This is a genomic window from Pseudomonas pisciculturae, assembly GCF_015461805.1.
GTDB classification, from domain to species: domain Bacteria; phylum Pseudomonadota; class Gammaproteobacteria; order Pseudomonadales; family Pseudomonadaceae; genus Aquipseudomonas; species Aquipseudomonas pisciculturae.
Genome location: NZ_JACVZE010000008.1, coordinates 242,457 through 263,671 on the forward strand (window position 1 = coordinate 242,457; position 21,215 = coordinate 263,671).

Sequence of the window (21,215 nt, forward strand, 5' to 3'; positions counted from 1 at the left end):
ACCCTTCAGTATAGGCGCTAAAACGAATTGTTCACGTTTGGCCCGCTGTAACGGTGCGACGGTACCGGTTTGTAACAATCTGCCCGCCTGCACCGCACTTTTTTTCATTTCTCCGATCTATCCTTGTCCCAGCCCCGCCGATCCCCTGCGTGGCCAGACAAACCAGATCGGGTGCCGATGGATCGCGCGTTTCCTTTTTCAACCCTACTACGGGTGCGTTGGCCGCTGTTGCTGGCCGCGGCTTTGATGCTGTGTACCGGTGGCTGCACCCAGCAACAGGGGCGGGATATCGCCAAGCAGTTCAGCAATGGCAAGCCCGATGAGTTCTTCCAGACCAGCGTCGACCGCATGGCTACCCTGAGCATGCAAGATAACCTGCAAAGCCTGTATCTGCTGATGAACAAGCTCTATCTGCGCAACCCTAACCAATGGCGCCAGTCCGGTTCTCCAGATGCGGTCACGGCTGCACGGGAAATTCGCCAGGCCATTGAACAACGTCGATCCTTGCCTGCTCTTGGCGATCGTCGCGACCTCGCGGCGCTGAGTTATTCGTTGAGCCCGGAGTTCAAGGGGGACCGCGTCGGCGCGTTTATCTATGCGATCGGCAGCATGTTGGTAACCGCCCACGGTGGGCGAACCCAGTTCTATATGACTGACTCGATCAACCCCCAGTTCGTGAGCAACGCTGCGCGCAATATTGAAAAAGCCACTTGGCTGCTGAGCAAACGCCAGGATGCCAATGGCGTGCTGTTGCTGTTCTCCAACGAAATTTCGGAGGAGGGCAGTAACCTCAGTTTCGCGGTCGAGTTTGGCAAGATCGTGGCGCGCCTCGACCTGTTGACCCAGTTGCTCGACGAACGCTACCGGCGCATTGGGCTTAACTATGCGCAGAGCCTGTTGCTGATGAATTTCCTGCCGGTGCAATGAGTGCGCGCCTCGGGCCAGCCCCATTGGTGCGGCGTTTCTCTTTCCTATGTAGGACGCGGCCTATCTTGCCTCTTGATGCTTGAAACACCTTCGGGTCATCAATAGCCTCGGATTTTTCCGAAAAGTCGAGGCCTCTATATGGGTAAGCGAAAAACGGTTTGGCCCACTGATCGTGAAATCCGTCTACGCTTTATCCTTTTCGCCGTGATTGATGCTGCGAGTGCCCAGGGCGTAGCGTCTGAGTTGTTGTTGGCAGCGAACGCGCTGTTGCGCGATTCGCCCACTGAGGCGCAATTGCTCGGCGCCCTGGGTGACATTCTGAGCGCCGATGAAATGTACGGTTTCAGGTTTACGCCCGGCTCTGAAGCAGAAGAGTTCATGCAAGCGCTGGAAATATCAGCCGACTAGATTCATCCCCATTCCTCCGCTTGTGCGCTCAATGGAAGTCGTCCTTACGGCTGCTGCTCCCTGAAAGCGCAATTCCCCTCTCAGCCTATGCCACTTCCGTCTACGACTGAGCATCTCAAAAACGACGCGATACGTTTCTATAACCGACCTGTGCTCTTAGCGTCGGTTCTCTGTAACTCTATGAATTTAAACAACTTAATCTTATTAATATTGTGTTTTGTGTGAATTCTATATGTATACAGAGAAAATACATTCTATTGACCGACACTTTTGCCCATGCGAATCTCAATCCCACAGGCAGCCTTTACCGGGGCTTGAAACTAAAAAAACAACGTAGAGCGAGGCGCGCCATGAAGACATTTTGGAAGACCGTTTGTGCGGTTGCGTTAGTGGGTGTGGTTGCGCTTCCGGTCCAGGCCGAAGAAAAAACCATCACCGTTGGCACCATGTCCTGGGAAGACCTGACGCCGATTACCGGCATTACCAAAAAGGTGTTGGAGAACGCCGGTTACACCGTAAAAGTGGTGGAGTTCTCCGAGATTGGCATCGCTTACGCCGCGCTGACCAAGGGTGACGTGCAAGTCCTGGCGTCGCAGACCGATTACGCGACCCAGGATTACTGGAACAAAAACAAGAACCGCCTGGAAAAACTCTCGCCGGTGTCCTACGGCTTGTACCAGGCCATTGCTGTTCCGAAGTACGTGGATATCGATTCGCTGGAACAACTCAACGATAACGCCGACAAGTTCAGCGGCAAGATCATCGGCATCGAGCCCGGCTCAGGCTTGATGAGCGACGCCAACAAAGCCGTCAAGGACTATGGCCTCAAGCTGCAACTGCTTGAAGGCAGTACCGCCGCCATGACCGCTGCACTCAAGTCCGCCGTCGACCGCAAAGAATGGGTGGCCGTGACTATCTGGGAGCCGTCCTGGATGGCCCAGAAGTTCGACCTCAAGTTCCTCAAAGACCCCAAGGGCTCCTTCGCACCTCCTCAGGCTTACTACTGGATCGGGCATAAAGGCTTCACCGCTGAATACCCCCATGCCCGTGAAGTCATCGCCAGCGTGTACGTGCCCCTGGCCGATATCACCGCCATCAACGGTGTCGTCAAAGACGGCAAAACCATGGATGAGGCCGTCAACGGTTGGGCCGCCAGTCATGCCGACTTGATGAAGCGCTGGGCCAATATCAAACAATAAGCATCGATCTTTTTTTGCCACTGCCAGGTTCGAATAACACGTTCTGATCAATTAGAAAAACCAGCCCGACTGGTTCAATAGGCTTAGCAATGACAACGGTCAAAATAGACACCAACGAAGTGCTTGTGGATTGCCAGTCGGTCTGGAAAATCTTCGGTCAGAACGCCAAGGCGGCGATGGAGGCGGTGGTCCACCAGGGCCTGGGCAAAACCCAGGTTTTGCAGGATTTCAGCTGCGTGGTCGGCGTGTCGGATGTGAGCCTGCAGGTTCGCCGCGGTGAAATCTTTTGCATCATGGGCTTGTCCGGCAGTGGCAAATCAACCCTGATCAGGTTGCTCAATAAATTGATTACACCCAGCGCCGGCAAGGTGCTGGTCAAGGGCAAGGACCTGTCCGCGTTATCGCCTGCGCAGTTGCGCGATGTGCGGGCAAAAAACATCGGTATGGTGTTTCAGAGCGTAGCGCTGCTGCCTAATCGCACGGTGCTGGAAAACACCGCCTTCGGCCTGGAAGTGCAGGGCGTGGGCAAGGCTGAACGCTACAAAGTGGCGGAACGTGCATTGGCCAAGGTCGGCTTGACCGACTGGGCTTCGCGCTACCCTAGCGAACTGTCTGGCGGTATGCAGCAACGGGTTGGACTGGCGCGAGCGCTCACTGCCGACCCAGAAATTATCCTGATGGACGAGCCGTTCAGCGCGCTCGACCCGTTGATCCGCCGCCAATTGCAGGACGAATTCCGCCAGCTCACCAAAGAATTGGGCAAGTCCGCCGTGTTTATCACCCACGACCTGGAAGAGGCGATTCGTATCGGTGATCGCATCGCCATCATGAAGGATGGGGTGATTATCCAGGTCGGCACCGCCGAAGAGATCGTGTTGAACCCGGCGGATGACTACGTCGCCGAATTCGTCGCCGGCATTTCACGCCTACACCTGGTCAAGGCCCATTCGGTAATGACGCCCGTAGCGGTGTACGCTCAAGCCTTCCCGCTGTGCGATTTCAACCGGCTGAACCAGACCTCACCCGACACTGATATCGATGCGCTTATCGGCCTGACCATAAATGCCGAGCTTGAACCGCTGGCAGTGGTCGAGCACGGCGTGGTGGTCGGTATCATCACCGCTAAAGACTTGTTGCGCGGCGTCCAGGGTATCCCCAACGATGCTCACGCCGTCGCCCCTGTGCTGGAGACCTCGCCATGAGCACCCCGGACTTCTCGGTGCAATTCGATGCCGCCGTGGACTCGGGCCTGATGTGGCTGCAAGACAATGGCGAGGCCTTTTTCGAGGCTGCCAACACGGGGTTGACCGCAGTATTCAAAGGCGTGCAGTGGTGCATTGCCGCGCCGCCGTTCTACGTGATTGCCATCGTCATCGGCCTGCTGGGCTGGCGCATGGTGGGCGCACGCTTCGCACTGTTGTCGGCGCTGGCCTTGCTCGTATGCAACTTTATCGGCCTGTGGCCCGAAACCGTCAGCACCCTGGCGCTGGTCTTGACGGCCACGTTGCTGGCGCTGTTGGTGGCGGTGCCGCTGGGGGTGTTGGCCGGGCTCACGCCGGCGTTTGACCGCGTGGTCGACCCCTGCCTGGACCTTGTGCAAACACTGCCGCCTTATATCTACCTGTTGCCGGCTATCGCGCTGCTGGGCTACGGCCCCGCTACCGCCTTGCTGGCCACCTTTATCGTCGCGGTGCCACCCGCGCTGCGCCTGACCTCGCTGGGTATCCGCATGACGCCCAAAGAGTTTGTCGAGCTGGGCGAAGCCAGCGGCGTCACCGGCTTGCAGATGTTCTTCAAGATCCGCCTGCCATTCGCCATGCCGAGCATCATGGCTGGGGTCAATCAAAGCCTGATGATGGCGTTTGGCATGGTGGTCATCGCCGGCATCGTCGGCTCCGGGGGGCTGGGCGAAACCATCTACGGCGCAGTGCGCACGCTGGATATTGCCAAGTCGATCAACGCTGCGCTGGCCATCGTCATCCTCACCATGATCCTCGACCGCCTCGCGCAAGCCGCTGCACAGTCGCGGATGGGAGCAAGCCAATGAACCTGACGGACTTTCGTTTTTCGCCAGGCGCGTTCCTGGCGCCGGCTATCGATTGGCTGAACGCCAATCTGCACGGCCTATTTGTGGTCATCAGCAAGATCATCGAAGCGACCTTGGGCGCCATCGAAACCGCGTTGCTTGCGCCTCATGCCTACGTGTTGATTGCCGTCGTGGTGCTGGCGGCGTGGGTGCTGGCCAATTGGCGTGTGGCATTGTTTGCCGGCCTGATGTTGGCGTTCTGCCTGTTTGCCGGGCTGTGGGTGGCGTCGATGCAGACCATCGCACTGGTCTCGGTGGCGGTGCTGATCTCGGTGAGCATCGCGTTCCCGCTGGGCATCCTGGCTGCAAGGGTCAAGCGCGTGGATGCGGCGTTGCTGCCGATCCTCAATATCATGCAAACCGTGCCGCCTTGGGTGTACCTGATCCCCGCAGTGATGCTGTTCAGCCTGGGCCGGGTGCCGGCGATCATTGCCACTATCGTATATGGCATTCCGCCGATGCTGCGTTTGACCACCCTGGCGTTCAAGCAATTGCCCAAGGACTTATTGGAGCTGGGCCAGGCCATGGGCGCGTCGCCTCGGCACATCTTGTTCAAGATCGAATTACCCACGGCGGCACCGACGCTGCTGGTGGGGCTCAACCAATGCATCCTGTTGTCGCTGGCGATGGTGGTGTTGGCCGGATTGGTCGGCGCAGGCGGCTTGGGCGCGGAAGTGACCCGCGGTTTGACGCGCATGGAAATGGGCCTGGGCCTGCGCGCCGGCCTGGCCATTGTCGCGGTGGCGCTGTTGCTCGATCGTCTGTCACGCGGCGCCTTGCAGCGTCAGGCACGGCGAACATAACGTGGTAGCGCGACGTCAATTCAGCGATGGCATGCAGTGCAAGAACCTGCGTTACCTCAACGATCATCAAGGCTTGGAGGTGCGCAAGGCGCGGGCGGGTTTTGTGCTGCTGGAGCATTTTTCGTTGCCGGCCTTTACCCAGGCGCTGGACACCATCGTCACCGCCAACCTGCTGCGGCCCGACCTGTTCGCCACACAGACCTTTGGCCTGACCGCTGATGAAATCGTCAGCGACCTGGGCCTGGTGATCCGCCCGGACGCGCGCCTGACGCTCAGGGCGGTGTGCGAACTTGACCTGCTGGTGATCTGCGGCGGTTATCGCACACCGCTGCGCTACAACGATGAGTTGAGCTTGCTGCTGGAGGCGGCGGCAGAGCAGGGCGTGGCGCTGGCCGGGATATGGAACGGCGCGTGGTTTCTTGGGCGGGCAGGGCAGTTGGAGGGTTATCGCTGCGCGGTTCACCCGGAGCATCGGCCGGCATTGGCGGAGATCGCCCGGCTTACCCATGTGACGAGTGAAGCCTACGTGGTGGACCGCAATCGTCTGACGGCATCAAGCCCCACCGGGGCCTTTTATATGGCCCTTGAGTGGATCCGCAGCCTGCACGGCAAAAGCCTCACCGACGGCATCGAAGACATCCTCGCCTTCGAAGCCTCTCGTTTTCGGCGCGTCAAACCGATGTTGAGCGTGTCGGTAAGCGGGCCGCTGCGTGAGGTGATCAACCTGATGGACGTAAACCTCGAAGAGCCGCTGCAAATGCACGACCTGTGCCTGTACGCCGGCCGCTCCCGGCGCCAGATCGAGCGCCTGTTCAAGGACCAACTCGGCACCTCGCCGCAGCGCTACTACATGGACCTGCGCATCACCGAGGCGCGGCGCTTGTTGCAGCACACCTCGCTGACCATCGTCGAGGTGTCGGTGGCCTGCGGGTTTGTTTCCCCCAGCCATTTCAGCAAGTGCTACAGCGCCTATTTCGGCCATCGTCCGTCCAAAGAAATCCGCCTGGTCAAATAGCCAATGGCCCCGTAGGCAAAGGGCTGCAACTGATGTTTATGCTGTGTATTTTAATTGTAGACACAAAGTATTTTGTTGTTTTATAGTGCGAATACAGGTAGTAGACCGTGTGCACTTACTACTAGGAAGGTTTCACCATGGCGACCAAAGAACTCAGCACCCCGGCTCCCGTCGAGCCAACCCTGGACCGCAAGGCTGTTTTGGGTGAAGCGCTACGGCGCCGCATCCTCAGCATGGAGCTGGCACCAGGGGCCGTGGTGGATGAGTTGGCACTGTGTGATGAGTTCGGTTTGTCGCGCCCACCGGTGCGTGAACTGATGCGGCAAATGGCGGCAGAAGGGTACATCGACCTCGAAGCCAACCGCGCTGCACGGGTGTCGGCGATGAGTTACCAGTCGCTGCGCAGTTTCTTTTTGGCGGCGCCATTGATTTACATCGCCACGACCCAGTTGGCCTGCTCCCACGCAACGCCGGCTGAGGTTGTGGAGTTGAAGCGGATACAAGCTTTGTTTCGCACGGCCATCGAAGAAAAAGATGTCGAGAACCGTGTGTTGTACAACGACGAGTTTCACCTGCAGATCGGCAAGATGGCCCACAACGCCTACCTGATGCCGAGCTTGCAGCGCTTGCTGATCGACCACGCCCGCTTGGGCAAGATTTTCTACCGCCACCCCACCACGGTGGATATGCAGGAAGACCTGGAAGTGGCCGCCCAGCAGCACGACGACATGATCCGCGCAATTGAACACCACGATCCGGTCTTGGCCGGGGAAATCGTGCGGGCCCACCTCGAACTGTCCCGTCGGCGGATGTCCGAGTACGCGGCGCCCGAAGGCCTGGATGTACCGCTCACCTTCTGACCTGTCGAGACCGGCCAGTGTGACGCGATGCAACCGGGTAGCTGTTAGCTCTAACAACTATAAAAGAACCCAGGTCGCGAACATGGCACTCATTAGAAACACCCCGGCAGACGATTCAACCTGCGGCTGGTTTCACCTCAGCCCACCGCGCGTGGCCCGGCCACCGCACATTGGCACGCGAACCGCGCGCTGGGCCGTGGTAGGGGCGGGGTTCACCGGCCTTGCGGCGGCGCGCCAGCTGGCGCTGAATTTCCCGGACGACGAGATCGTGCTGATCGAAGCGCAGGAAGTCGGCTACGGCGCCTCCGGGCGCAACGCCGGCTTTGCCATCGACTTGCCCCACGACATCGGCGCCGAAGACTATATCGGCGACATCGCCACCGCCACGATCAGCATGGAACTCAACCTCGCCGGGCAATCCATGCTGCGCGCGCTGGTGGACCAACACGGCATCAACTGCCAGTGGCGCGATTGCGGCAAATACCAGGCTGCCATCGAAGACCGTGGCATCGCCGTGCTGGATGCCTATCGTCGTGGTCTGGACAAACTTGGCCAGCCCTACCAAGTGATCGAGGGCGACGAATTGCCCAGCCGCATCGGCACCCGTTTCTACCGCAAGGCCCTGTTCACCCCTGGTACCGCGCTGGTGCAACCGGCGGCGCTGGTCAAAGGCCTGGCAGACACCTTGCCGTCCAACGTCACCCTGTACGAAAACACCCCAATCACCGAAGTGGAGTACGGCGACAAGACCGTGCTGATCCACAAGCACGGCCGCATCGTCGCCGACAAACTGGTGTTGACCAACAACGCCTTCGCCATGAGCTTCGGCTTTCTCAAGAGCCGCATGCTGCCGATCTTCACCTACGCCAGCCTGACCCGCCCGCTGGACGAAGAAGAGCAGGCGCGCTTGGGGGGCGACCCGTTCTGGGGCGTGATCCCCGCCGACCCGTTTGGTACCACCTTGCGCCGCACCGTCGACAACCGCCTGCTGGTGCGCAACAGCTTCAGCTTCAACGCCGATGGGCGCAGCAACCCCAAATACCTGCAGCGGTTTGTGAAGCGCCACAAAGAGTCCTTCGACCGGCGCTTCCCGCTGCACCGCGAGGTCAATTTCGACTACACCTGGGGCGGCTCCCTGAGCCTGTCACGCAACCACATGGCGCACTTCGGCGAGCTGGCCAAAAACGTCTACGGCGCCTTGTGCTGCAACGGCTTGGGCGTCACCCGCGGCACCGTCACCGGCACCTTGTTGGCCGAGTGGCTGGCGGGCAAAAGCAATCACCTGGTGGACTTCCTGTTGACGTCCCCGGGCCCGAGCAGAAACCCACCCGAGCCGCTGTTATCAGCGGGTGTAAATATGAACTTGCTATGGGGGCAAAGCCGCGCCGGCCAGGAAAGCTGATTCGCAACACGCTTAATACGCAATACCGAACTTAATCTATCGATTGGAAAACAGCAGGCGTTTACGCGACGGCGGTTTCTGATTGAGACGGCTTTCATTCGCCTGGATTTCAAGTGTGCGTTGTAACCCGGCGAATGAACGAAGCGAAGTAGGAGATAATAATGACAAGTCCGAATGCCTCAGTTGAGGATGTACCGCTCAATAACTTTCACCGTTTGCTCACGGCCCGTTCGGGCGGTGGTTCATTCGTGGATGGTTATGTTTTAAGCATTATTGGCATTGCGATGCTGCAAGTGACCGGCGCCCTGGAGCTGACCGAGTTCTGGCAGGGCCTTATTGCCGCGTCAGCCTTGATCGGCGTGTTCTTTGGCGGGTTTATCGGTGGTTGGTTGACCGATAAGTTAGGCCGCAAGAAAGTCTATTTCATTGGCCCGTCGTTATTTATCGTGTGTTCCCTGGCGCAGTTCTGGGTTGAATCGGCGTGGGTATTATTTGCCCTGCGCTTCATCATTGGTTTGGCGGTGGGCATTGAATACCCGGTGGCCACTTCATTGTTGGTGGAGTTCCTGCCGAAGAAACAACGAGGCCCACGGCTCGCCGCACTGACCATCCTGTGGTTTGCCGGTGCCGCGTTCGCCTATGTAGTGGGTAACGCCATCATCAACACCGGCGCAGATGACGCTTGGCGCTATGCCTTGGCCAGTGCTTCGGTGATTGGCCTGGTGCTGTTTGTGCTGCGCCTGGGCACCCCGGAATCGGCGCGCTGGTTGCTGAGCAAAGGCCGCGACGCCGAAGCCGAGCAGGTGATCAAACGCGTCTACGGCCCGCACTACTCGCTGCGCGACCTGCCGGAGCAACCGGACGAACGCAAGATGACCTTCCGCGACCTGCTGCGCTCGGGCTACGGCAAGCGCCTGTTCTTTGTCTCGGTGTTCTGGTCGTGCTCGATCATCCCGGTGTTCGCCGTGTATGCCTTCGCACCCAAAGTGTTGCAAGCGCTGAATCTGAAAGGCGAGTGGGCGTCCTACGGCTCGATGTTCATCACCCTGTTGTTTGTGGTCGGTTGCATCCTCGCCACGCGGCTGATCAACACCATCGGCCGACGCAGCATGCTGATCCACAGCTTCCTGTGGTCGGGCCTCGCCTTGCTGTTGCTGGCGGCCTTCTCCAGCAGCCATGAGCTGCTGGTGCTGTGCCTGTTTGGCGCCTACGCCGTGTTTATCGGCGGCGCCCAAGTGCTGCAACTGGTTTACCCCAACGAACTGTTCCCCACCGAAATCCGCGCCTTTGCCGTGGGCATCGGCACCTCGCTGTCGCGGGTCGGCGCTGCTGTGGGCACCTACCTGGTGCCGCTGTCGCTGACCTCCATCGGTATCGGCAACACCATGTACGTCGCGGCTGGCGTGACCTTTGTCGGCCTGGCGGCCGCCTGGGCCATGGCCCCTGAAACACGCTCATTGAACTTGCGGGACGCAGCGGCATTGAGCAGCTGAACGAAAAAACCACCCCTTTCACTGTTGGAGAAACACCCATGAAATTCGAAGGCATCTACACCCCGGCAATCACCCCGCTGACCGCCACTGGCCAGATCGACAACGCAGCCTTCGCCGAAGTGCTGGAATACCTGATCGAGTCCAAAGTACACGGCATCATCATCGGCGGCTCCACCGGCGAGTACTACGCGCACACGTCCCAAGAGCGTATCGACCTGGCGGCCCACGCCAAAGAAGTCATCGGCAACCGCGTGGCGCTGATCGTCGGCACCGGCGCCATCCGCACCGAAGACTCGGTGGAATACGCCAAGGCTGCCCGCGCCATCAAGGCCGATGCGATCCTGGTCGGTTCGCCGCCGTACGCACTGCCGACCGAAGAAGAAAACGCCATCCACGCCCTGGCCGTAGACAAGGCGGCCGACCTGCCGATCATGCTCTACAACTACCCGGGCCGCATGAGCGTGAGCATGGGCAACGACTACTTCAAGGCCGTATCGGCCTCGAAGAACGTTGTGGCCATCAAGGAAAGCTCCGGCGACATGGGCCAAGTGCATCGCCTGGCCACCCAGTTCCCGAACATCGCGCTGTCCTGCGGTTGGGATGACCAAGCCCTGGAATTCTTCGCCTGGGGCGCCCGCAGCTGGGTGTGTGCCGGTTCCAACTTCGTACCGCGTGAACACGTTGCGCTGTACGAAGCGTGCGTGATCGAAAAAGACTTCGACAAAGGCCGCAAGATCATGGGCGCGTTCATGCCGCTGATGGACTACCTCGAAGGCGGCAAATTCGTGCAGGCCATCAAGGCCGGCTGCGCCTTCAACGGCATGCGCACCGGCAGCGTTCGTGCGCCGCTGCAACCGCTGACCGAAAGCGAAAACCAAGCGCTGCAAACCGTTATCACCAACCTCAAGCGTGACGTTGCGCGCATCCAAGGGGGTGCATGATGACTCACCTGCTCACTGCCCCCGAATACGCCGCGATTGCCAAGGACATCCAGTTCCCAACCCAATCCTTCATCAATGGCGCGTTGCACACGTCTGCCTCGGGCAAGACCTTCGCCACCACCAACCCGGCCACCGGCGAGTTGCTGGCTGAAATCACCGCGTGCAACAGCGCCGATGTGGACTACGCCGTCGCCTCGGCCAAACAGGCCTTCGACGATGGCCGCTGGCACAAACTCAGCCCCGGCACACGCAAGAAAGTGCTGCTGCGCTTCGCCGACCTGCTGGAGCAGCATTCCCACGAACTGTCCGTGCTCGAAAGCCTGGACAGCGGCAAGCCGGTGCGCGAGTGCCAACTCACCGACGTGCCGGAAACCATTCACATGATCCGCTGGCACGCCGAGCTGATCGACAAGATCTACGACAACACGGCGCCGGTTGGCCACGACGCGCTGACCCTGGTGGTGCGCGAAGCGATTGGCGTGGTTGGCCTGGTGCTGCCGTGGAACTTCCCGCTGCTGATGCTGGCCTGGAAAATCGCCCCGTCCCTGGCGGCTGGTTGCTCCATCGTGGTCAAGCCTGCCAAGGAAACCACCCTGACCGCGCTGCGCGTGGCTGAGCTGGCATCCCAGGCAGGCATCCCGGACGGCGTGTTCAACGTGGTCTCCGGTGGTGGTCGCGAAGTGGGCGAACCGTTGGGTCGTCACATGGACGTGACAATGGTCAGCTTCACTGGCTCTACCGACACCGGCCGCCTGTTCCTGCAATACGCGGCCGAGTCCAACCTCAAGCGCATCGTGCTGGAGTTGGGCGGCAAGAACCCGGCCGTGGTCATGAACGATGTGGCCGACCTCGACCTGGTGGCGGGGCATATCGTCAACGGCTCGTTTTGGAACATGGGCGAGAACTGCTCGGCCTCGTCGCGCCTGATCGTGCACGCCGACATCAAGGATGAACTGCTCAAGCGCATCGGCGTGCAGTTGCAAGACTGGAAAATGGGTAGCCCCCTGGACCCGGACAACCGCCTGGGCTCAATGGTCAGCAAGGCACACTTCGACAAGGTCAGCTCGTACCTGGTAAACGCCAGCGAAGGCAACCAGCGCGTGGTCTTCGGTGGCAAGACTGAAGACGGCATCTACGTGCAACCGACCGTGGTCGATAACGTCAGCGCCGACAGCCTGCTGTTCAAGGAAGAGATCTTCGGCCCCGTGCTGACCGTCACCACCTTCAACACCCTGCAAGAGGCCGTCGCCCTGGCCAACGACACCATCTACGGCCTGGCCGCCTCGGTGTACACCGACAACCTGCGCAACGCGATCAAGCTCTCGCGCGAGATCCGCGCCGGTATCGTTACCGTCAACTGCTTCGGCGAGGGTGATGCCTCGACACCGTTCGGCGGCTACAAGCAGTCCGGTTTCGGCGGGCGTGACAAGTCCATCTGGGCCCACGACCAGTACACCGAAATCAAGACCATTTGGATCGATACGTCCGAAGGTTAACCACACCAGGCGCCCCTCTACAAAGCTCCACGCAAGCGGCGATTGGGGCGCCTTCCTCTCAACCGGGTCAACAATAAGAAGTCCACGGCCCAGCTCGTTTTCTCGAAGCCCTTTTCATGACTGCCTATCGTACTGCCCTTACTTCTGCCCATATCACCGCACTACTGTTTGGCTTGACCGGCATTTTTGGCGCACTGATCCATGCCAGCGCCAGTGTGATCACCTTTGGCCGAGCGGCGTTTGCCCTGTTGGCGCTGATGGTCTTCGCGCACCTGCAAGACCGCGCGCTGCTGCGCGGCCTGAACCTTCGCAAACTCGGCATTTATGCTGTCTCGGGGCTGATGCTGGCCGCGCACTGGATCACGTTTTTTATCGCGATCAAGGTGGGCGGGGTAGCGGTGGCGACCCTGGGGTTTGCCAGTTTCCCGGCCTTTATCACCTTGCTCGACATGGCGGTGTTCCGAGACCGGCCGCACCTGGCCGAAGCACTGTTATTGCTGCTGGTCACCCTCGGCCTGGTGTTGGTCACCCCCTCATTCGAACTCGCCAACCAAGGCACCGTCGGGTTGTTGTGGGGCATCGCGTCTGGCTTGTCGTTTGCCTTGCTCGCCATGACCAATCGCCGTGCCACCGATGGCCGTAATGGCGTGCAAGTGGTGTTCTGGCAGAACGCGACGGTGGCCGTGATCATGGCGCCGTTTGCCGTGTTCGACCTGGTGGGCCTCGGCGCGGTCGACTGGACCAACCTGATCATCCTCGGCGTGCTCTGCACGGCGGTGTCCCAGGCGCTGTTTGTCAAAAGCCTCAAGGGCCTCAATGCGCGCAGCGCCGGCATGATCATTTCACTGGAGCCGGTGTACGCCATCGCCTGCGCGTGGTGGTTGTTTCACGAGGCGCCGTCGTACCGAATGTTGGCGGGTGCGGCGTTGATTGTGCTGGCGATTGTGTTGTCGGCGCAGGGCAAGGGGCACGGGCCGCAGCCGGCGACGGGTTGAGTCGCAGTTTTTTTCCGATGGTTAGATCGATTATTTCCTTCTGATTGGTCGGCCAATCTGTTTCGAATATCCATAACGACGGTTTTTCTACTTTGCCGGAGAAGGCTGGCGTTATAGCGACGAAAGGTGTGCGCCAGCATCCTGGTTGGCTGTTTTGTTCGACTAAGCTTGGCCCCGAGCATCCAAACCTGCTGCTCTGCCGCCGTCTTGCGCCGCCGCCGGGCGTCTCTAGAATCGGCGCCAGAACTTAGCCATTTCCTGTCGATTACGGAGTTTCGAACATGATGAATGCAATGCAGATGCCGATGAACACCACCATGCCCATGATGCCGATGATGGGCATGCCGATGATGATGGCCACCATGACCTGCAACATGGCCGGCGACGCCATGATGTGCACCATGAAACCCGCTGCGGGCATGGACATGGCTCAGTTCAAGACCAACGCCGAAATGATGGCGATGATGATGAACTGCGGCATGCCGATGATGATGCAGTGCGCCAACATGTCGATGATGTGCATGTCGGCCGACGCCATGAAGATGATGAAGGACATGAACATGCCGATGATGGCCATGGGCATGCCAATGAACTGCATGATGGAATGCACCCTGATGGGCGACAGCATGCAGTGCAAAATGATGCCAATGCCCGGCATGAGCATGGAGATGATGGGCAACTGCTGCATGCTCATGAACAAACTGATGAACGACTGCGCCATGCCGATGATGATGAGCTGCAACGGCATGCCGATGATGTGCTGCACCTGCTGATAGGTAGCGCGCAATAAAAAAACGCCCCGACCAGTCGGGGCGTTTTGCATTTCAGTCCAGCCGCTCTGGGTAGGTGATCACGAGGAACGCCACCGCCTCGCTGTCCGCCGGGTTGCGGTAGCGGTGGGGCTGGTCGGCATAGAACAAAATCGAATCGCCGGTTGAAAGCAGGTAGCGCTCGTCATTGACGCTCACCTCCAGCACACCCTGGGCCACCACCAGGTTTTCCTGGATTCCGGCGCCGTGGCCTTCGGAGACTTCCTCGCCCAGCGCCCGTAGGCGAATCTCATAAAATTCGGATTGGCGCGCCGTGTCGTAGGGGAACAGCGCCCGGCTGATAAACGCGCCATCGGCACTCACCAGGCGCTTGCTCTGTTGCGCTGGCAGCACTTCCACCCCCTCAAAGGCGCGGTCCTCCAGGAACGCCGCCACCGACACCTTCAACCCCTTGGCAATCTTGCACAGCACCTTGATCGACGGCACGCTGCGCCCGGACTCGATCTGCGCCAGCATTGCCCGGCTTACCCCGCAGGCTCGGGCCAGCCCGTCTAAAGACAAGTGACGTTTACCGCGCAGGCGTTGCAGGTTGTGGGCGACGCACAGGCTGATCACATCGTCGTCGGTATTGGGTTTTGGCAGCGGTTCGGGTGGTTCTGGCAGTACATGCAGGAAATTCATCGGCCTTACGCCCGGCGGGTATCGCTGGACAGTGCGGCCTGTGCGGTGAACACCGCCAGCCCTGCACGTGCGGCGTACATCGCCCACATCAGCTCGGCCGCAGCACGCGCCTGGCGGCGTTTACGGTGGAGCGTGAAGTCGATGACGGTGGCAGATGTTTGCATGGGGGCGGTCTCGTGGGGCTTGGTTAGCTCAGTGGCTCCACAGTAATCCTTGGCGGTTATTTCTTTAAATACTGAGTTTGCATGTGGTAATTCGATTTTGGACTTAGAAAATAATCCTGGTCCGATGCTGTTGTGGGAAAGGTCTGGCTCGTTAATTAAGCGTGACTTGGCGCACGCCCTTGTCTTCCCATCCCATGCCCCCCGACTCTCAAGGACTTGCCCGATGCTGCTGCGCCAACCTCCGCTCCTGTTTGCTGCCCTGACGTTAAGCTCACTGGTACACGCCGAAGACCTGCTATTGGCCCCGGTAGAAGTCACGAGCAGCGAAGCCAGTGCTGGCGAAGTGGCCCAAGCCCAGCTTAAAAGCGTGCCCGGCGCCACCAACTACATCGACATGAGCAGCGTGGCGCAGGGGCGGGTGAGCACCAACGAGGATGTGTTCAAGTACCAGGCCGGGGTATACGCCAAGGCGGCGAACAACGAAGGGGTCAAGCTCTCGATTCGCGGCTCGGGCCTCAACCGCAGCCCCGGCGCTCACGGTTCGGGCCTGTACGAGATGTTCGACGGCCTGCCACTGACCGGCCCCGGCGGCACGCCCTACGAGTTGAAGGTGCCCCTGTGGCAAAGCCGCGTCGAAGTGCTGCGCGGCGCAAACGGCTTCGACCAGGGTGCGCTGGCGCTGGGCGGCGCGGTCAACTACGTGACCCGCACCGGCTACGACGCCCCCAAGCTGCAACTGCGTTATGAAGTGGGCAGCAAAGGCTATGCCCAGCGCGAGATCAGCTCGGGCCAGGTGCTGGGGGATGCCGATTACTACATCAGCCTCACCGACTCCGAATCCGACGGCTATCAGCGCCAGAGCGCGGCCACCGGCAAGGGCTTTGCCGCCAACTTCGGCTACCGCTTCAGCCCGGAACTGGAAACCCGTTTCTATATTCGCTACCGCGAAACCACCAACGACACCCCCGGCAAACTCACCCGCGACCAGATCAGCCACGACCCACGCGCAGCCAACAGCCTCAATGCCGCTCGCGATTCCAAGCGTCTGGAGCCAGGCTCCACCTGGATCGCCAACAAGACCACCTTGCAGCTCGACGACAACTCTCGCCTGGAGTTTGGCCTGGCGTACCACGATTACCCGATGGACCTGCGCGAAGGCACCATCCGCCTGAAAGTCGCCTACACCGACATCAGCAGCACCCTCAACTACATCCGCCAGGACACGCTGTTCGGGCATGACAGCAAGACCACCATTGGCCTGCGCACGACCCAGGCGATGCCCAATAACGGCGGTTCCGAATACGTGCGCATCCCCGGCGCCTACGCCCCCGGCACCAAGACCCGCGACTACAGCTACCTGGGTTCGGACACCGTGCTGCATATCGGTAACGACCTGGAACTGGTGCCCGACCTGTGGCTGACCACCGGCCTGGCCGCGATCTACACCCGTCGTGAAACCGAGGTGAGCTACCCCGTGACGGGTGCAAAGGTCAGCCAACACGACTGGGACTACGCGCCGCGCATCGGCCTGCGCTACGACTTCACCCCGCAATTGCAGGTGTACGGCAACCTGAGCCGCTCGGTTGAGCCGCCGCATGCGTGGTCGATGATTTGGGGGTCTGGTAACAAATTCACCGGCGGTCCAGCTAATGGCTATGCGCGCGAAGGCATCAAACTGAAAAACCAGACCGCCACCACCCTGGAAATCGGCGGCCGTGGCGAGCAGTGGTTCGGTCAATGGGACCTGGCGCTTTACCGCTCCGAAGTGCGCCACGAACTGCTCACCGTCGAAACCCAGGCGCAAACCTCTACCACCGACGCCGTCATCGCTGAAAATAACGCCAGCCCCACCGTGCATCAGGGCATAGAACTGAGTCTGCTCAGCCCGTTGTGGGAGGGCGGCCGCAACGGCCGTCTTGCCCTGCGCCAGGCCTATACCTACAGCGATTTCCACTACCGCGACGACGACCGCTTCGGCGGCAACACCTTGCCGGGCATCCCCAAGCACTACTACCAGGCGCAGGTGCGCTACAGCCATCCGACGGGTTTCTACACCAGCCTCAATACCGAGCATTCTTCAAAGGTGGCGGTGGACTATGCCAACTCGTTCTACGCCGCGTCCTACACCTTGCTGGGCGCCACGTTTGGCTACGACGCGCCCAAGCAGGACTGGCAGGCGTGGGTCGACCTGCGCAATTTGACCAACAAGCGCTACGCCAATACCGTCACGCCGGGGTATGACGACAAGGGCCTGGACGCCGCACGTTCCACGCCTGGCGATGGCCGCGGCATCTATACCGGCGTGTCCTGGGCCTGGCGCTGATACAACACCGACATTCAGGCAAAGCAGGTCTAAATGTGGGAGGGGGCTTGCCCCCGATGGCAGTGTGTCAGTGACTTAATTTGTTGGCTGACACTCCCTCATCGGGGGCAAGCCCCCTCCCACAGTTGATTTGTATCAACTTAGAGATCCTTGCTCCTACATCGTTTTACTGGCATTGTTCGCGCAATTGGTAACACTTCCCATTTGAGACATTTTTGCGCATGCACAACATTCCGGCCGCGCTGGGCGATTCCATTCGCCAGCAGACCCTCACGGCAATGTACAGCGAGCACCACGGCTGGTTGCACGGCTGGCTGCGCAAAAAACTCGGCTGCTCCCAGCATGCCGCCGACCTGGCTCACGACGCTTTTATCCGCGTACTCATGCTGGCCGAACCGCAAAACATCAAGGAACCCCGGGCCTTCCTGGCCACCACGGCAGGGCGCCTGCTGATCGACGGCGCCCGTCGCCGACGTATCGAAAAAGCCTACATGGAAGCCCTGGTGATCCAGTGCGAAGACGCCGGTATGCCTGACCCTGCGGCGATCCACGTAGCGCTGCAAGCCCTGGAACGCATCGCCGAAATGCTCGCCGGCTTGCCCGCCAAGGCCCGGGAAGCCTTTCTGCTGAGCCGCCTCGATGGGCTCACCTACAGCGAAATCGCCACGCGCCTGAACGTCTCTTCCAGCACCGTCAAAAACTACATCTCCAGCGCCCTGGTGCACTGTTACCACAGCCTGCACGGCGCGGACCCGTTGGCATGAGTTCTGAACAAATCATCCAGCAAGCCGCGAATTGGCTGACCCGCCTGCACGACGAAGACGTCACCGACGCCGACCGCCGCGCTTTCGACACTTGGTGCCAGGCCGACCCACGCCACGCCCTCGCGATCGAGCGTATGCGCGGCTTGTGGGGCAGCCTCGACACCTTGCCGGCCAAACCGGCACGTATCGCCCTCAACCGCGCCTTCGCCCCACGTCGCCCACGGGGCGTACAGGTGGCGGGGCTGGTCGGCATGCTGCTGTGTGGCTGGTTCGGCCTCGATCACCTGCCGGTGTGGATGGCCGACCAACGTACTGGCGTCGGCGAGCGTCGGCAGATCGCCCTCGAAGACGGCAGCCAACTCCAGCTCAACAGCAACTCGGCCGTAGACGTGAGATTCGATGGCCACCAACGGGTGATCGAACTGCTGCAAGGCGAGCTTTGGGTAGATGTGGCCAAGGACGCGCAACGGCCTTTCGTGGTACGCACCAACCAAGGCACGGCGACGGCCTTGGGCACGCGTTACCTGGTCAAGCGCGCAGACGATGGGGCCACCGTGGTGACGGTGATCGAGTCCAGCGTGGCAGTCAAAGGCGACGCCAGCGAAGGCGTCAAGGTGACGGCCGGCCAGCGCTCGGTTCTCGACCACGGCTTCGCCCAAGCCCCACAAGCTACCGGCAACAGCGACCCAGACGCCTGGACCCGTGGCCTGCTCAAGGTCAACGACCAACCCCTCAGCGAGGTGTTGCAAACCCTGGCCAGCTACCGCCACGGCCTGGTGCGCTTCGACGCACCGGCCTTGAAAGACTTGAGGGTGTCCGGCGTGTTCAAGCTCGACGACACGACGGCAGCACTCGCGGCACTGGCCGATAACCTGCCGATCCAAGTGCAGTACTTCACCGACCTGCTGGTGGTGGTCAAGCCGCGTTAAGGCTGGCGCAAGCGTTTGTACAACGTATTGCGGCTCACCCCCAGCTCCCGCGCCAGGTGCGAGATATTTCCGCCTGCTGCCTTCAGGCGCTGGTTCAGGTCGATGCCGTCATCCAGAAACTCACCTGTTGGCAACGGCACCGGCACATTCAAATCCACAAAAAAATCATCCGGAAGATGCTCAGGGCGGATCGGTTGCTCCTCGGCCATCGCCAATGCCACCTGCAACACACTGCTGACCTGGCGCAGGTTTCCGGGCCACGGGTGCTGCTCGAACAACGCCAGCACTTCGGGGCTCAGGCCTGCCCATTGCGTGGGTTCGCGATGTTGCTGCCACAGTTGCTGGAACAGGGCGCGCTTGTCGGTGCGCTCGCGCAGCGGCGGCAGCTCTAGGGTCAGGCCGCCAATGCGGTAGTACAAGTCCTCACGAAAGCGCCCGGCCTGCACCCATTCGCGCAGCGCACGGTTGGTGGCCGAGATGATGCGCAGATCCACCGGGAACAATTCGCTGCTGCCCACCGGTTGCACGCAGCGCTCCTGCAACACCCGCAACAACCGGGCCTGGGTTGGCAGCGGCATATCGCCGATTTCGTCAAGAAACAGCGTGCCCTTGTCGGCCTTACGGATCAGGCCGATGCTGCCTTTCTGATTGGCCCCCGTGAACGCGCCTTTTTCGTAGCCGAACAGTTCCGATTCCACCAACTCGGCCGGAATCGCCGCACAGTTCACCGCGATAAACGCTTGCGAGCTGCGAGAGCTGGCCTGATGCAGGGCTTTGACGAAGACCTCTTTGCCCACCCCGGTTTCGCCGTGGATCAACAAGGGAATGTCTTTCTCCAGCAGGCGCTCGGCCTGGCGCACGGCTTTCTCCACGCGTACATCGCCAAAGTGCAGGGTCTTGAGGCCAATCGCCGCAGGTTTTGGCGGCTCTTTGAACACGCGCGCCTGCACGGGGGGCTGTTTGGGGCGCTTCAACAAACACTGGAACCGATTGCGGCCCTGCGCCTGCAATGAAAACGGCAAGCCTTCGGGTTGGTTGAGCAGCTCCAGCAACGACACCTTGAACAAACGGTCGATCATCACCCGCGACAAACTAATGCCCAGCAGGTTGTCGGCACGGCGGTTGGCCGACAGCACCTGGCCGCTCTCATCAAAAATCAACAGGCCCGCCCACTGGCTGTCGAGGTTGCTCAAACCGGTGTTAAAGGTCAGTTGGAAATGCTCACCGCGAAACAGGTTGAGGATCAGCCGGTTTTCAACCGTCTGGCTCATCATCTTGACCATGCCCAAGGTGTGGGAGGGCGGCAGGTAGCTGTCGCTGGACACATCCAGCACCGCGATGATCTCGCGCTGGGCATCAAAGATCGGCGCCGCCGAGCCGGTCATGAAGCGGTTGGCCTTGAGGAAGTGTTCATCGTGTTCGATGTGTACCGCCTGGGCACAGGCCAGCGCCGTGCCGATGGCATTGGTGCCGCTGGAACGCTCTTGCCAACTGGCCCCAGGGTTGAAACCGCGAGCCAGCTTGGGCTCGATAAAACGCTGAGTGCCCCACGAGGTCAGCACCTGGCCCTGATTGTCAGCCAGCATGATCAGGCAGTTGGAATTGCTCAGGATGTTTTCGTAGTAGGGCAGCACTTCCTGATGGGTGGTCTGCACCAGGGAATGCTGGCTTTCGAGCAACTGGCTGATGCCCTCGGCGGGGAGCTGGTCGAAGCTTGGCGTGCTTTGATGATCCAGGCCAAAGGCGCGGCAACGGCGCCAGGATTCCTGGATAAGGGTGTCGTGAGGCAGTGGTTCGGCCATGGTGTGACCTTCTTTTTATTGTTTTAGGTACTGCACGATCTAGTGGTCGGATACAGGTCAATGTGGGAGGAGGCTTGCTCCCGATAGCGGTGGGTCAGTCACAGATGTATCAACTGACACGGCCTCATCGGGAGCAAGCCCCCTCCCACATTTGCCC

At 60.3% G+C, this 21,215-nt stretch carries 20 protein-coding genes; 17 read left to right on the top strand and 3 right to left on the bottom strand.

The window, feature by feature from the left end:
- Positions 1-177: 177 nt before the first annotated feature.
- The 14 genes from ICY20_RS21975 (at position 178) to ICY20_RS28175 (ending at position 14,398) form a co-directional block, all read left to right on the top strand.
- Positions 178-927: a hypothetical protein gene (locus tag ICY20_RS21975; RefSeq protein WP_194938588.1), complete on the top strand. Its 750-nt coding sequence runs from the start codon at positions 178-180 to the stop codon at positions 925-927.
- A 138-nt stretch (positions 928-1,065) separates the two neighbouring features.
- Entirely contained in the window at positions 1,066-1,335 is a 270-nt protein-coding gene (locus ICY20_RS21980; protein ID WP_194938589.1) for a hypothetical protein, read from the top strand.
- A gap of 350 nt (positions 1,336-1,685) precedes the next feature.
- Entirely contained in the window at positions 1,686-2,534 is an 849-nt protein-coding gene (locus tag ICY20_RS21985; RefSeq protein ID WP_159957622.1) for a glycine betaine ABC transporter substrate-binding protein, read from the top strand.
- 89 nt (positions 2,535-2,623) lie between these two features.
- Positions 2,624-3,736: a quaternary amine ABC transporter ATP-binding protein gene (locus ICY20_RS21990; protein ID WP_159957620.1), complete on the top strand. Its 1,113-nt coding sequence runs from the start codon at positions 2,624-2,626 to the stop codon at positions 3,734-3,736.
- A complete protein-coding gene (locus tag ICY20_RS21995; protein ID WP_194938590.1) occupies positions 3,733-4,581 on the top strand; it encodes an ABC transporter permease in 849 nt (282 codons plus the stop codon). The genes ICY20_RS21990 and ICY20_RS21995 overlap by 4 nt, the downstream gene beginning before the upstream one ends.
- Positions 4,578-5,423, top strand: coding sequence for an ABC transporter permease (locus ICY20_RS22000; RefSeq protein WP_159957616.1), 846 nt, complete (start codon positions 4,578-4,580; stop codon positions 5,421-5,423). Before ICY20_RS21995 ends, ICY20_RS22000 begins: the two co-directional genes overlap by 4 nt.
- 1 nt (position 5,424) lies before the next feature.
- Positions 5,425-6,438 carry a GlxA family transcriptional regulator gene (locus tag ICY20_RS22005; protein ID WP_194938591.1) on the top strand — a complete coding sequence of 338 codons (1,014 nt, stop codon included), beginning with the start codon at positions 5,425-5,427 and terminating at the stop codon, positions 6,436-6,438.
- A 137-nt stretch (positions 6,439-6,575) separates the two neighbouring features.
- Positions 6,576-7,298 carry a GntR family transcriptional regulator gene (locus ICY20_RS22010; protein WP_159957614.1) on the top strand — a complete coding sequence of 241 codons (723 nt, stop codon included), beginning with the start codon at positions 6,576-6,578 and terminating at the stop codon, positions 7,296-7,298.
- 82 nt (positions 7,299-7,380) lie between these two features.
- The gene (locus tag ICY20_RS22015) at positions 7,381-8,700 is read left to right on the top strand and encodes an NAD(P)/FAD-dependent oxidoreductase (protein ID WP_194938592.1); all 1,320 of its coding nucleotides are present in this window, start codon (positions 7,381-7,383) and stop codon (positions 8,698-8,700) included.
- Between the two features lie 161 nt (positions 8,701-8,861).
- Complete coding sequence (locus tag ICY20_RS22020) at positions 8,862-10,193, top strand: MFS transporter (RefSeq protein WP_194938593.1); 1,332 nt, start codon at positions 8,862-8,864, stop codon at positions 10,191-10,193.
- 38 nt (positions 10,194-10,231) lie between these two features.
- The gene (locus ICY20_RS22025; RefSeq protein ID WP_194938594.1) at positions 10,232-11,134 is read left to right on the top strand and encodes a dihydrodipicolinate synthase family protein; all 903 of its coding nucleotides are present in this window, start codon (positions 10,232-10,234) and stop codon (positions 11,132-11,134) included.
- Positions 11,134-12,630 carry an aldehyde dehydrogenase gene (locus ICY20_RS22030; protein WP_159957606.1) on the top strand — a complete coding sequence of 499 codons (1,497 nt, stop codon included), beginning with the start codon at positions 11,134-11,136 and terminating at the stop codon, positions 12,628-12,630. Before ICY20_RS22025 ends, ICY20_RS22030 begins: the two co-directional genes overlap by 1 nt.
- Before the next feature lie 116 nt (positions 12,631-12,746).
- A complete protein-coding gene (locus tag ICY20_RS22035) occupies positions 12,747-13,625 on the top strand; it encodes a DMT family transporter (protein WP_194938595.1) in 879 nt (292 codons plus the stop codon).
- Between the two features lie 281 nt (positions 13,626-13,906).
- A complete protein-coding gene (locus tag ICY20_RS28175; protein WP_228758533.1) occupies positions 13,907-14,398 on the top strand; it encodes a hypothetical protein in 492 nt (163 codons plus the stop codon).
- A 51-nt stretch (positions 14,399-14,449) separates the two neighbouring features.
- Here the strand turns inward: ICY20_RS28175 and ICY20_RS22045 are convergent, their stop codons facing one another.
- Complete coding sequence (locus ICY20_RS22045; protein ID WP_194938596.1) at positions 14,450-15,076, bottom strand: helix-turn-helix domain-containing protein; 627 nt, start codon at positions 15,074-15,076, stop codon at positions 14,450-14,452.
- A gap of 5 nt (positions 15,077-15,081) precedes the next feature.
- Positions 15,082-15,240, bottom strand: a complete 159-nt coding sequence (locus ICY20_RS22050; protein ID WP_194938597.1) for a hypothetical protein — start codon at positions 15,238-15,240, stop codon at positions 15,082-15,084.
- A 223-nt stretch (positions 15,241-15,463) separates the two neighbouring features.
- On the opposite strand from ICY20_RS22050, the gene ICY20_RS22055 reads away from it, so the two are divergent.
- The 3 genes from ICY20_RS22055 (at position 15,464) to ICY20_RS22065 (ending at position 19,256) form a co-directional block, all read left to right on the top strand.
- A complete protein-coding gene (locus tag ICY20_RS22055; RefSeq protein WP_194938598.1) occupies positions 15,464-17,563 on the top strand; it encodes a TonB-dependent receptor family protein in 2,100 nt (699 codons plus the stop codon).
- 221 nt (positions 17,564-17,784) lie between these two features.
- Positions 17,785-18,327, top strand: coding sequence for a sigma-70 family RNA polymerase sigma factor (locus ICY20_RS22060; protein WP_159957598.1), 543 nt, complete (start codon positions 17,785-17,787; stop codon positions 18,325-18,327).
- Positions 18,324-19,256, top strand: coding sequence for a FecR family protein (locus tag ICY20_RS22065; RefSeq protein WP_194938599.1), 933 nt, complete (start codon positions 18,324-18,326; stop codon positions 19,254-19,256). The genes ICY20_RS22060 and ICY20_RS22065 overlap by 4 nt, the downstream gene beginning before the upstream one ends.
- Here the strand turns inward: ICY20_RS22065 and ICY20_RS22070 are convergent.
- On the bottom strand, positions 19,253-21,058 hold the full coding sequence (locus ICY20_RS22070; RefSeq protein ID WP_194938600.1) for a sigma-54-dependent Fis family transcriptional regulator: 1,806 nt from the start codon (positions 21,056-21,058) through the stop codon (positions 19,253-19,255). The two genes, ICY20_RS22065 and ICY20_RS22070, sit on opposite strands and share 4 nt — an antisense overlap.
- Positions 21,059-21,215 lie beyond the last annotated feature (157 nt).